The sequence below is a fragment of the Streptomyces sp. NPDC013157 genome (assembly GCF_042899865.1).
Taxonomy (GTDB): Bacteria; Actinomycetota; Actinomycetes; order Streptomycetales; family Streptomycetaceae; genus Streptomyces.
The window spans coordinates 29,330-43,019 of record NZ_JBIBAK010000020.1 but is presented as its reverse complement, the minus strand read 5'-3'; the positions used below and the strand labels follow the sequence as shown (position 1 = coordinate 43,019).

The 13,690-nt window shown below is 74.6% G+C and carries 2 protein-coding genes; both read right to left on the bottom strand.

Going from position 1 to position 13,690, the window contains the following annotated elements:
• Positions 1-5: 5 nt before the first annotated feature.
• The gene (locus ACFY6U_RS42735) at positions 6-1,583 is read right to left on the bottom strand and encodes an amino acid adenylation domain-containing protein (protein WP_390047206.1); all 1,578 of its coding nucleotides are present in this window, start codon (positions 1,581-1,583) and stop codon (positions 6-8) included.
• Positions 1,577-13,681 carry an amino acid adenylation domain-containing protein gene (locus tag ACFY6U_RS42730; RefSeq protein ID WP_390047204.1) on the bottom strand — a complete coding sequence of 4,035 codons (12,105 nt, stop codon included), beginning with the start codon at positions 13,679-13,681 and terminating at the stop codon, positions 1,577-1,579. The genes ACFY6U_RS42735 and ACFY6U_RS42730 overlap by 7 nt, the downstream gene beginning before the upstream one ends.
• Positions 13,682-13,690: the final 9 nt, after the last annotated feature.

The following is a 13,690-nucleotide window of genomic DNA, read 5'->3' as shown; positions in this document are numbered from 1 at the left end:
GGCGATCAGATCCTCTCGGGCAGGGCGGCCGGTGCGGCGGGAACGGGGACGACGTCGAGCACGGCGAGGCTGCCGCGCCCCCAGGCGGGCTCGGGCAGCCGGCGCCGGTCCTCCTTGCCGTTGGCGTCCAGGGGCAGCGCGTCCAGCGCCACGTACTCGGAGGGCAGCATGTGGCGCGGCAGCCGCCCGGCGAGGAAACGGTGCACGTCGGCGGCGCGCAGCGGCCCCGTGTCACGCGGCACGACATAGGCGACGACACGTTTGTCGCCGGGCGGCGCGACGCGTGCGGTGACCAGGCAGGAGCGCACCTCGGGTGCCTCGCCGAGCGTCGCCTCGATCTCGCCGGGCTCGATGCGGAAGCCCCGGATCTTGACCTGGCTATCGGCTCGGCCGACGAACTCCACCGTGCCGTCGGGGCGTTTGCGGCCGAGGTCGCCGCTGCGGTACGCGCGCCGTCCCGTCCCGGGGTCGGTGACGTACCGCTCCGCGGTGAGCTCGGCGCGGTCGTGGTAGCCGCGGGAGACGGTCTCCCCGGCGATCCACAGCTCGCCGGTCGCGCCCGCCGGGAGGGGGCGTCCGCGCTCGTCCATGACGTGCAGGCTCGCGCCGGGGATCGGGGTGCCCAGCGGCAGCGGGGACTCCACCTGGTCCGGGTGGGTGAGCAGCCGGCGGCAGATGGCCACGGTGGTCTCGGTCGGCCCGTAGATGTGCGCCACCGTCAGCCCGGGGTTGGTCTCCAGCACCCGCCGCACCCGGGCCGGGGACACCACGTCACCGCCGGTGATCACGGTGCGCAGCGGCGCCAGCGCCTCGGGCACGTCGTCGGCGATCCGGTGGAAGAGGCCCGACGACAGCCACAGGTCGGTCACCTCCTCGCGGGCCAGCACCTCGCCCAGCTCCGCGGAGGTCAGCAGGCCGTCCGGGGGGAAGGCCAGGCAGGCGCCGCGCAGCAGCACCCCCCAGATCTCCAGGACCGACGCGTCGAAGGAGAACGAACTGCTCTGGAGCATGGTCCGGCCGGGCCCGAGCGCCGCGAAGTCCTGCCGCAGCGCGAAGGCGGTGACGTTGCGCTGCTCGACCAGCACCGCCTTGGGCAGGCCGGTCGATCCCGAGGTGTACATCGCGTACGCCAGGTCCGTGGGCGCGGACAGCTCCGCCGCACCGGGCGCGAAGGGGTCGTCGCCGTCGTCACCGATGTCGGCGGCCGGGTCGAGGATCACGCAGTCCGCGAGGGCGGGCGGCAGGCCGTCGTAGCCGCCGTCGCCGGAGGACACCAGGACGCGGATGCCGCTGTCCCGGCGCATGTGCGCCAGCCGCTCCTGCGGGTACGTCAGGTCCATCGGCAGATAGGCGCAGCCCGCGCGGAGCACCGCCAGGGCCGACACCACGAAGCCCGGTGACGGGGTGGCGGCCACCCCGACCAGCTCCCCGGGCCGCACCCCGAGCCGGAGCAGACCGCGGGCGATCCGGGTCGCGGCCCGGTCCAGCTCGCCGTAGGTCATCCGGGTGCCGGGCGCCCGCAGCGCCACGGCGTCCGGGTCGCGCACCGCCCACCGGCGGAACGCGGCGTCGATCGTCACCATCGTGCGTCCTCCAATCCGACCCCGAGGTCGTGCAGCAGTTCTCGAAGGAAGTCCTCACCGGCGTCGGAGTTGGCGGTGACGACGAGGCCCAGACCACGGTCCGGGTCGGCCCAGGTCAGCGAACGGAAGCCGGGGACGCCCCCGGTGTGTCCGAACCACCGGCGGCCGCCGTACGGCTTGCCCGCGGTGCCCAGGCCCCCCGGAGTGCCGGGGTGGGGGCGCAGCATCTCGGCCGCCGCCTCCGCACCCAGCAGGACCGCCGGGCCACCGGTGACCGCCCGCTGGATCTCGACGGCGACCCGGGCCAGGTCCCTGGGTGTGGACCACAGGCCGCCCGCGGCGGACTCCGGGTACAGGTGCCAGCCCTCCGGGTAGGGCGCGCCCGACGCCTGGTGGTTGCGGGCCAGCGTGGTGCCGGGCAGATCCGGCACGCGCGGCGCGAAGTCGCTGTCCCGCATGCCCAGCGGGTCCAGGACGAGCGCGCGCATCAGCGGCGCGAACTCCTGCCCCGTGACGTCCTGGAGCACCTGCTGCACCACGGTGAAGTTGCTGCTCGAGTACAGGTACGGCGACCCGGGCGGGCCCACGGGCCTGACCGGCGGGGTCAGCGAGGGCGGACCGCCGGCGAGGACCTGCGCCGGGCTGGGCATCGGCAGACCCGCGCGGTAGCCGTCGTAGGACTGCGCGCCGAGCCCCGCGGTGTGGGTGAGCAGATGGCGCAGGGTGACCCCGTCACCGGGCAGCCGCCAGGAGGTGAGCATCCGGTTGACGTCGGTGTCGAGATCGAGCCGCCCGTCCTGGACCAGGGCCATCACGCCCAGCGCGGTGACGTGCTTGCTGATCGAGCCGACCTGGAAGACGGTGCGCTCGTCGACCTCGACCGGGTCGTCGGCCCCGAGGACCCCGAAGCCCCAGGCCCCGCGCAGGTCACCGTCGTCGATCAGCGCGATCGCCACGCCCGGTACCCGGTGCCGCAGCATCGGCAGCCTCGGGGCCGGAGCCCCCGCGAACAGCCGCCGCACGAAAGGCTCCGCCGGCACACGTGTCTCCTCGGGCGGGGCGGCGGCCAGGTCGGTGAGGTGTCCCAGGTGCCGTTCGGCCAGTTCGCGTACGGTGCCGGCGTCGAAGTGGTCGGCCGCGTAACGCCATTCGAGGTGCAGCTCGCCGTCGAGGACCGCCGCTTCGATCTCCACGAGGTGGGAGCGCCGCTGCTCCGGGTCGACGTGCTCGCCGAGCGACCGGGGAAGGGGCCGCAGTGGCGCGTCCCCGGCGGGAGCGGTGTCCCGGCGGCCGTGGTAGTTGAACGAGAGCTGTGCCGCCGGTGCGGTGCTGTCGTCCCCGCGCAGGTACCGGGCGAGTCCATGGCCGATGCCGCGCCCGGCGGGCGTGCGGGTGTGCTCGGCGACCACGTCGATCCAGGCGTCCATGGCGCCGGACTCCGGCCGGGTGAGCAGCAGCGGCTGCACACTGGTGAACCAGCCCACCGTGCGGGAGAGGTCGACGTCGTCGAACAGCGGCTCACGGCCGTGCCGTTCCACGTCGATCGCGCAGGTGTCACCGCCGGTGGCCTCGGTGAGCGTGCGGGCCAGGGCCGCCAGCATCAGGTGCTCCGGCTCGGCGCCGCGCCGCGCGGCGGCCTGGCGCAGCAGGCCCGCCGTGGCTCCCGCCGCGAGGACGACGCTCGTGGAGCGGGCCCGGCCCTCGGTGTTGTCACCGGCCTCCCGGTCCGCGGGCAGCGGCGCGACGGACGGACGCGGCAGCGCCCAGTAGGCGGCCTCGGGGGCGAACTCCGCGCTGTGCGCGTGCTCGGCCAGCCGCCGCGCCCAGTGCTGGACGGAGGTCGTCTTGGCGGGCAGTTCACCCCCGGCGCACAGGGTGGCGAGGTCCTCGACCAGGATGTGCCAGGACACGGTGTCGACGGCCACGTGGTGGACCACCAGCAGGAGCTGCCCGGTGTGCCGCAGCAGCACGGCACGCAGCAACGGGCCCCTGGCCAGGTGGAGTCCGCCGTGCGCGGCCTCCACCGCGGCGTCGGCCTCGTGCGGGGTGTCCACGACCGTGAGCGGGTCGTCGTGGCCGCCCGCCGGCGCCAGCTCCTGGTGCCAGCGGTCCTCCCGGCGGCTCCAGCGCAGCCGGAGCGCGTCGTGGTGGTCGATCAGGGTCCGCAGCGCGGCCCGCAGGACGTCGGGGCCGATCTCGGGAGCGACGTGCAGGAGCCGGCTCTGGTTGAAGCGGTCGCGGGGCCCGACGGCGGCGTACTGGTGCTGGATCGGTCCGAAGGGGACCTCGCCGGTGACCGGGCCCTGCTCGGCGTGGACGCTGGTGGAGCGGCCCTGGGCCGCCGCCTCGTCCGAGGCCGCCGCGAGGGAGGCGACCGTCGGGTGCTCGAAGACCATCTTCGGGGTGATGGACAGGCCCGCCTCACGCGCCTTGGCGACGGTGTGGATCAGCAGGATGGAATCCCCGCCCAGCGCGCGGAAGTTGTCGTGCACCCCGACGCGCGGCACCCCGAGGACCCGGCACCAGATCCGGGCGACGGCCTCCTCGGTAGCGGTGCGCGGAGCCACCTGGGACTCCGGCGCCACCTCGCGGGCGGCGGGATCCGGATCGGGCAGGGCGGCCCGCTCCACCTTGCCGTTGGCGTTGAGCGGGACGGAGTCCACGGCGACGAGGAACCTCGGCACCATGACGTCGGGCAGCTCCGCGCGCAGGGCGGCGAGCGTACGGTCCGGGTCGTCGCCGCCGACGGTGTACCCGACGAGCGTTTTCGAACCGGCCACGGTCCGAACGTCGGCGACCGCGTCCCGGACCCCCGGCGCCCGGCGCAACGCGTCCTCGATCTCGCCGAGTTCGACGCGCACTCCGCCCAGCTTGACCTGGTGGTCGGCGCGGCCGGCGAACTCCAGGACGCCGTCGGCCCGTCGGCGTCCCAGGTCGCCGGTGCGGTAGAGCCGGGATCCGGGCGGCCCGAAGGGGTCCGGCACGAACCGTTCGGCGGTCAGCCGGAACCGGCCGTGGTAGCCGCGGGCCAGCCCGGGGCCGCCGATGAAGAGTTCGCCGGTGGCGCCGGTCGGCAGGGGTTCCATCGCCGCGTCGAGGACGTGCACGGTGTTGTTGTCGATGGGCAGTCCCAGGGCCACCGCGCCCGTGTCGGGGACGGCGTCCTCGGCGGTGCACACACGGCAGGTCGAGTCGATGGACACCTCGGTGGCACCCCAGGTGTTGTCGAGGCTCACCCGCTCCCCGAACACCTCCAGGAACCGGCGCACCAGGGCGGGGCGCAGCGCCTCACCACTGGTGAGGACGGACCGCAGCCGGGACATCGACCGGGCCCGCTCCGGGGTGAGGATGTCCAGGAACACCTCCAGCACACTGGGCACGAACTGCACGTGCACCACGTCGTGCCGGGCGACGGACTCGGCGATCGCGTGGGCGTCACGGTGCGCCCCCGGCGGCAGCAGCACGACCTGGCCCCCGGTGATCAGCGGCCACAGGATCTCCACCGCCGCGTCGTCGAAACCGAGGGTGGTCTTGTGCAGGACGCCCTCGCCGGGCCGCAGCCCGTGCCGGCGCTGCATCCACGTCATGCGGTTGACCCAGCCCGCGTGGTGCGAGGCCACCGCCTTGGGCGCGCCGGTCGATCCCGAGGTGTAGTACAGCGAGCAGAGGTCGGCGGGCAGCGCGTCCGGCCGGGGACCGGAACCGGGTTCCTCCGGCCAGGCCGTGGGGTCGTCCAGTGCCAGGACGAGGGCGGCCGTGTCCTCGGGCAGTGCCGGGAGCAGCCGGGTCTGGGTGAGCACCACCCGGGCCCCGGAGTCGGCGAGCAGGTAGGCCTGGCGCCGGGCGGGGTGGTCGGGGTCGACGGGCACGAACGCGGCACCCGCCTTCAGGATGCCGAGCAGGCCCACCACGTGCTCGAAGGAGCGTTCGGTGCACAGGGCGACCAGGTCGCCGGGACGGACACCCTCCCGGTACAGCCGTGCGGCCACCCGCTCGGCCCACGCCCCGAGTTCGGCGTAGGTCCAGGTGTCGGAGCCGAGCCTGACGGCGACGGCGTCCGGGGTGTCGGCGGTCTGCGCCGCGACCAGGGAGTGCAGGGTGCGGTCGTCCGGGAAGGGCACGACGGTGTCGTTCCAGGTGTGGACGATCCGCTCGCGCTCCTCCGCCGACAGCATCGGGACCTCGGCGACCAGCGTCGGTCCCCCGGCGGCGCCGGTGCCGTCCTGCTCGTCCCGGCCGGGTCGGTCTTCGGCCAGGCCGGTCAGCAGCTGCACGACCTGGGCGAGCAGCCGGTCGGCGGTGACCTGGTCGTAGTGGGACCTCTGGCAGCTCAGGCTGAGGGTCAGCCGGTCGGCGCGGGTGGCCTCCAGGACCAGGGGGTAGCCGGTGTCGCGGGCCTCGCCCTCGGCGACCGGGACGACGCCCTGCGGCAGACCGCCGGGGCCGGTGTCGGTGTAGACGAGCAGGCTGTCGAACAGCCGCCGTCCCGGCGCCACCTCGCTCGCCCGCTGCACGGCCGGCAGCGCGACATGGGCGCGCCCCGCGACCTCGGTGACCCGCTGCTGGACGTCGCGCAGCAGCTCGGTGAGGTGTGCACCGGGGTCCACGTCGACGCGCAGCGGCAGGGTGTTCATCAGCAGACCCACCATCCGCTCGACCCCCTCGACGTCGCCGAAGCGGCCGGAGACGGTCGTGCCGAAGACGACGTCCCGCTCCCCGCTCGTCCGGCTCAGCAGCAGGGACCACGCGGTGTGGACCAGGGTGCCGACGGTGACGTGGTGGTGGCGGGCGGCCCGCTCCAGCTCGTCGCAGAGCGCGGCCGGCAGGGTGCGCCGGGCGTGCCACAGCCCCGTGGCGGCCCCGGTGGGACGGCTGCCGGGCAGGGGAGTGGGCCGGGTGAAACCCGCCAGGCGGGACCGCCAGTGGGCGCTCTCGCGCTCGGCCTCCTCGGGGGAGTCGTGCTCGGCGAGCCGGCGCAGGTACTCCCGGTACGGCGGCGGGTCCGCGAGGACGGGCAGCCGGCCCGTCTCGTGACGGCTGCGGTAGACGGCGAACGCCTCGGAGAGCAGGGCGTGCAGGCTCCAGCCGTCGAAGACGACATGGTGGGTGGTCCACACGAACCGGTGCCGGTCCTCGGCGACCCGGACCAGCAGGAAGCGGGAGGGCGGAGCGGCGCCGAGGTCGAAGACGGTCCTCTCCTCCGCCGCGGTCAGCTCGGCGAGCCGCCCGGCACGCCGGTCCTCCGGGAGAGCGGTGAGGTCGGCGTACCGGAAGCGCGGCGGCGCGGCGCCGCGGACGACCTGGACCGGGCGGGGCAGGTGGGCCCAGTGGAAGGTGGACCGCAGGATCGCGTGGCGGTCGACCAGATGGGCCCAGGCGTCCTCGAAGGCGGCCTGGTCGAAGTCGCCCTCGATGTCGACGGCGAACACACGCACGTAGTCGCCGGTCTCCGCCAGCGTGTCGAGGAACAGCCCGGTCTGCAGGGGCGACAGGGGCAGCACGTCCTCGGTGCCCTCCCTGCCCACGGTCTGCAGGAGCCCGTCCAGGGTCTCGGCGTCGAGCCCGGTGAACGCGAACGGCCGGGTCTCCGCGGGCGGCGTCGAAGCCGGTGCCCCGCCGCCGAGGGCCGCGAGTTCCGCCACCGTGGGGTGGGCGAAGATCTGCCGGGTGGTGACGGTGAGTCCGGCCTCCCGGGCGAGTGCCGAGACCGTGACCGCCTTGAGGGAGTTGCCGCCCAGCGCGAAGAAGTCGTCGTCCACCCCGATGTCGCCGGTGCCCAGCACCCGGGCCCAGATGTCGGCGAGGGCCCGTTCGACGGGCCCGCGGGGCGCGGTCCGCGCGGACGGGGCCTCCGAGGCCGCCTCCGGGGCGGGAAGCGCGGCACGGTCGATCTTGCCCGCCGGGCTGAGCGGCATCCTCTCCAGGACGACGAGCCGGTCGGGCACCATCGCCCGGGACACCTCGCCCCGCAGGAACGTCCGCACCTCGGCGGGGTCGGGCGCGTCGCCGGCGACATGGCCGACGAGGAACTCCTCGCCCGCCGCGTCCCGGTGGACGGTGACGGCGGCCAGCCGCACGTCCGGGTGGCGGGTCAACGCCTCCTCGATCTCGCCCAGTTCGATGCGGTGGCCGCGGATCTTGACCTGGTGGTCGTCCCGGCCCAGGAAGCGGATACGGCCGTCCGCCCGCCGCGCGGCCAGGTCACCGGTGCGGTACAGCCGGGTGCCGGGGGCGCCGAACGGGTCGGGCACGAACTGCCGCGCGGTCAGCCCGGCGCGCCCCAGATATCCGCGGGCCACGCCCGCGCCCCCGAGGTAGAGCTCGCCCGGCACGCCGATCGGCACCGGGCGCATGGCCTCGTCGAGGACGTGGGCGGAGGTGTTGGGCAGGGGGAGCCCGATGGTCACCTCGTCCTGGGCGGGGTCGACGTCGTCCCAGGTGGACCAGACGGTGGCCTCGGTCGGGCCGTAGACGTTGACCAGCCGGGGCAGGCCCGTACGCAGCTCGCCGGCCAGGGCGTGCGGCAGCGCCTCGCCGCCGACGAGGCCGACCTCGACGCCGTCCGCCGCGCCGAACCCGGCGGCCAGCAGCAGCCGCCACCCGGACGGGGTGGCCTGCACATGGCTGACCCGGTGCGTGTGGATCAGGGCCCGCTGGGCGGCGGCGTCCCAGCGTCCCTCCTCCGGGACCACCACGACCCGGCCGCCCGTGGTGAGCGGCACGAACATCTCCACGGTGGAGATGTCGAAGGACAGGGCGGTCAGTCCCAGCCACGTCTGCGGGCCGGTGGGCTCCAGCACATGCGTCATGGCGGCCGTCAGGTGGGCCAGCGCCGCATGGGTGACCTCGACGCCCTTGGGACGGCCGGTGGAGCCGGAGGTGTACAGGACGTAGGCCACGTCGTCGCGGCCGGGACCGTCGCCGGTGCTCCCCGCCGCTTCCGCGGACGAGGGCTCCGGATGTGCCAGGTCGTCAGCGGTACCGACGCGGACGACGGTCACCCCGTCCGGGACGGACCGCGCGGGGGGTTCCTCGCTCGCGAGGAGGACCCGTACCCCGGAGTCCGACAGCACGAAGGCGGCCCGGGCGTCGGGGTACTCGGGGTCCAGCGGGACGTAGGCGCCGCCGGCCCGCCACACCGCGAGCACCGCGGCGATCATCGTCGCCGAGCGGTCCAGCCGCAGGCCCACCCGGTCACCCGGCCGTACCCCGGCGGCCCGCAGCCGCCGCGCCAGCCGCGTGGCCTCCTCGTCCAGGCGGGTGTACGTCCACTCCCGCGCGTCGTACACCACCGCCGCCGCGTGCGGCGTGCGCGTGCGCTGCTCCTCGATCATCGCGGGCACGGTCGTGGCGGTGGGGAACGCGTGCGCGGTGTCGTTCCAGCGGCGTACGACGGTGTCGTGGGCGGCGTCCGGAAGGATCGCCAACTCCCCGACCCGGGCGCCCGGTCGCTCCACGAAGGCGTCGAGCAGGCGGCCGAACGACGCCAGCAGACGCTCCGCGTCACCGGAGTCGACCCGGAGGTCGTCGTGGAGGAGCTGGAGGACGGCCCCCGCCGGGCCGGTACGGATGGTCAGCATCAGCGGATAGCCGCTGCTCTGGTGCACGGGACCCATGCGCAGTGACAGCCCGCCCAGATCGGCGCGCTCGGCCACCGCCAGGTTCTGCAGGACCAGGATGCTGTCGAACAGCTTCTTGTCGCCCGGCACGTCCGACCAGTCGTGGATGTCGGTCAGCGCGGTGTGCTCGACGTCGCGCAGCCCGGCCGACTGTCCGGCCAGGCGGCCCAGCCAGTCGTCGAGCCGGTCGTCGTCCTCCCAGCGCACGCGCACCGGAAGGGTGTTGGAGAGCAGCCCCACGATCTGCTCCACCTGCGGAAGGTCGACCGAACGCCCGGAGACGGTCAGCCCGAAGAGCACGTCACGGCTCCGGCTCCAGCGGCCCAGCAGCAGGGCCCAGGCACCCTGGAACACGGTCCCGAGGGTGCACCCCCGCGCACGGGCGAGCCGCGACAGTGCCTCCGTCAGCTCCGGGGTCAGGGCGAGTTCGACCGTGCGGGCCGCTCCGGCGGGGGTGTCCGGGGACGCCGGTCGCACCACCGGGAGCGAGGTGGGCTCGACGAAACCGGCCAGGGCGTCGCGCCAGTACCGCTCGACGGCACGCGGGTCCTGTTCCGCCAGCCACTCCACGTAGGCGCGATGGGACACCGGTGCGGGCAGCTCGCGCGCGGGGCGCCCCGCCGTGCGGCGCGCGGTGGCGGTCGCGAAGACCTCGTTGAGAAGCGGACCGACGCTCCAGCCGTCGGCCAGGATGTGATGGTTGTGCCACACGAGGTGGTGGTGGTCGGGTCGGGTGCGGATGAGATGGAACCGCTGGGGCGGAACCCGGAACAGGTCGAAACCCGCGTCGCGTTCCCCGGCGAGCAGCGCCTCCAGGCGCCCCGGGATCTCGTCCGCCGGGACCTGGGACCAGTCCAGGACGGTGAAGTCGGCCCGCACCTGGCGGTGCACGATCTGGAGCGGGCGCTCCAGGCCCTCCCAGCGGAAGGAGCAGCGCAGCGCGTCGTGCCGGTCCAGGACGTGCTGCCAGGCGGCGATCAGGCCGTCCTGGTCGAGGTCGCCCTCGATCTCCCAGCGGTACTGGGTGAAGTAGGAGTCCCCGCCGCCGTCGTGGAGGCTGTGGAACAGCATGCCCGCCTGGAGCGGGGTGCAGGGATAGATGTCCTGGACGTCCTCGGCGGAGAGCCCGGACAGGACCCGCTCCAGTCCCTCCCGGTCGAGACCGGCCAGCGGGAAGTCGTCCGGGTCCACGCCGCCGGCCGCCGCCCCGTCGTCCGACGCGACGGCGACGGCCGCCAGTTCGGACAGGGTCTGATGGGCGAAGACCTGGCGCGCGGTGAACACGTACCCGGCCTCCCGGGCCCGCGACACGAGGAACACGGCGGTCACCGAGTCGCCGCCCAGGGTGAAGAAGTTGTCCTGCGCCGCCACCGACGGGACGTCGAGCAGCCGGCTCCAGATGCCGGCCAGGACCCGCTCGGCCCCGGCGGCGGGCGGCCTGCGCTCCGCGGGAGCCTCGTTGCGCGGGGCGGGCAGACGACGGCGGTCGACCTTGCCGTTCGGCGACAGCGGCAGGCTCTCCAGCGGCACGAAGACGGCGGGCACCATCGCCACGGGCAGGGCGGCCGTGAGGTGGCGCTTCAGCGCGTCCTCCGTGACGTCCCCGACGACGTAACCGACGAGCCGGTCCCCGGCGGGACTGCGGTCCACCACGACCACGGCGTGCGCCACGTCCGGGTGCGCGGTCAACCGGGCCTCGATCTCGCCGAGTTCGATGCGGTGGCCGCGGATCTTGACCTGGTGGTCGTCGCGGCCGAAGAAGCGGATACGGCCGTCGGGGCGTCGCGCGCCCACGTCGCCCGAGCGGTACAGGCGCGCCCCGGGCGGCCCGAACGGGTCCGGCACGAAGGCCCCCGCCGTCAGCCGCGGCCGCGCGTGGTAGCCGCGCCCGACCCCGGGCCCGCCCACGTACAGCTCACCCGGGACGCCGACGGGCACCGGGCGCATTGCGGCGTCGAGGACATGGACGGCGACCTGGTCGACGCCGGTGCCGACGGTGATGTCCGCCGCCGGGTCGGTGACGTCGTCGTACGTGGCCCACACCGTGGACTCGGTGGGCCCGTAGCAGTTGAGGACACGTCCGGCCGCCAGGCGCAGCTCCGCGGCGAGCGCGGGCGGCAGCGACTCACCGCCGGTCATGGCGACCGCCAGCCGCGGCAGCCGCTGGGTCGAGGCGAGCAGGACCCGCCAGCCCGACGGGGTCGCCTGCACATGGGTGATCCCGTGCTCCCGGGCCGTGGCGACCGCGGCGTCACCGTCCTGCGCGGCCCCCTCCGGGGCCAGGACCACCCGGCCGCCGGTGGTGAGCGGCAGGAACATCTCGACCAGCGCGATGTCGAACCCGATGCCGGTCAGGCCGAGCCACACGTCGTCCGCGCCGGCATCGAGCCGACGCGCGGTGCCGCTCAGGAAGTTGACGAGGCCCCGGTGCTCGATCGCCACGGCCTTGGGGCGGCCGGTGGAGCCCGAGGTGTACATCAGATAGGCGAGGTCGTCGGCGCGCGGCGCGTCGTGGTCCCGCGGCGCGGGCACGGTGCCGGTGGCGAGGTCCTCGGAGCCGGGGCCGACGTGCAGCGAGGGAACCGCGCCGAACAGCGCGTCCCGCCCCGGTTCGGTGACCACGAGCGCGGCCCCCGCGTCCTCCACCATGGTCCGCAGGCGTTCCTCGGGGTGATCCAGAGGCAGGGGCAGGAAGGCGCAGCCGGCCTTCCACACCCCGAGCAGCGTGGCCACCAGCCGCTCGGAGCGGGGCAGATGGATCCCCACCAGCGCGCCGGGTCCCGGTACGGCCGCGCGGAGCCGTGCGGCGGTACGGTCCGACAGCTCGTCCAGTTCCCGGTAGGTGAGGCGGGTTGCGCCCGCGGTGACCGCGGTGGCGCCGGGCGTGGCGGCGGCGACGGCCGCGAAGAGGTCCAGCACGGTGCCGTCGGGCGTCGCGGCTCCGGAGCCCAGGGAGTCCTCGACCACACGGGCGAGCTCATCGTCGGAGAGCAGGTCCACCTGGCCGACGGTGGTGTCGGGCGCGGCCACCGCGCGGCTCACCACCTCGACCAGCGAGTCCAGCATCCGCTCCACCGTCGCCGGCTCGAACAGCGTGCTCTCACCCACCAGGTCGAGCCGGACCCCCTCGTCGAGGTTCGCCGCGACCAACGACAGGTCCACCTTCGCGGACGCCATGCCGATGCGCTCGCGCTCGACCGTGACACCGGGCAGGTCCCACACGTGCTCACGCGACTCGATGCACTGGTACATGACCTGCGACAGCGGATTGCGGGAGGCGTCCCGGGGATGCCCGGAGTCCGCGACCAACTGCTCGAAGGTGACGTCCTGGTGTTCCAGAGCCCCGAGAACCACCGCGTTCATGCGCCGCACCAGCGTGGCGAAACCGGGGTCGTCGCTGACGTCCACGGCCAGCGGCAGGGTGTTCGCCATCATGCCGATGAGCGGTTCGGTGTCACCGACGACCCGGCCCGAGACGGGCGTCAGCACCGAGAAGCGGTCCTGTCCACCGCTCCAGCGGTGCAGATAGCCCGCGAAGACCGACAGCAGGGCGGTGAAGAGGGTGACGTTGTGCCGCCGGGCGAAGTCCCGCAGCGCCGCACTGACCTCGGGGGACAGCAGCCGGCGGGCGCCGTGCCCCCAGAACGACGGGGTGGGGGGACGCACATGGTCGGTGGGCAGTTCCAGGACCGGCGGCACCCCGTCCAGCGCCGCACGCCAGTAGGCGAGCTGCCGCTCCAGCAGGTCACCGGAGAGCCGCTCCGACTGCCAGTGCGCGTAGTCCCGGTACGACACCGGAAGCTCCGGCAACACCTTCGCGAGGTCGGTGACCCCCCGCGCGGACGCCGCGTACAGGGCGCCGAACTCGCGGCCCAGCACACCGCACGACCATTCGTCGGCGACGCAGTGGTGCAGGTTCAGCACCAGGACGTGGGTGCTGTCGTCGCAGGTGACCAGGACGGCCCGGAAGACGGGGCCGCGCTCCAGGTCGAAGGGCCCCGCGATCTCCTCCTCGGCCACCCGCACGGCCGCCGCCGGCCGCGCGACCGGGGGAAGATGCGACAGGTCGACCGTGCGCAGCGCGGCCGGGGCGGGCGGCAGCGGGACCTGACGGGGCGGGCTGTCGTCCCGGAACACCATGCGCAGCGTCTCGTGCCGCTCCACCAGGGCGTCCAGCGCCCGGCGGACCGCGTCGCGGTCCAGCGCCCCGGTCAGGCGCAGGACGCGGTGGACGCTGAAGGTGGAGTTGTCGGACAACAGGCGGTCCGCGACCCACAGGTTGTGCTGGACGGGCGCCAACGGGGCGCCCTCGGTGCCAGGACGGCGCGGTACGGCGCTCGGGGCACCCACGGGCGCCGCAGCGGTTCGAGACCTCCCGAGCAGCCGCTGCTTGAGCAACTCACGCTTCTCGGCGGTCAGTTCCCTCTTCATCGCAGCCGGCTCTTCCACCCCGGCGGCTTCTCCGGTCCACGTCGTCATGGCAGTTCG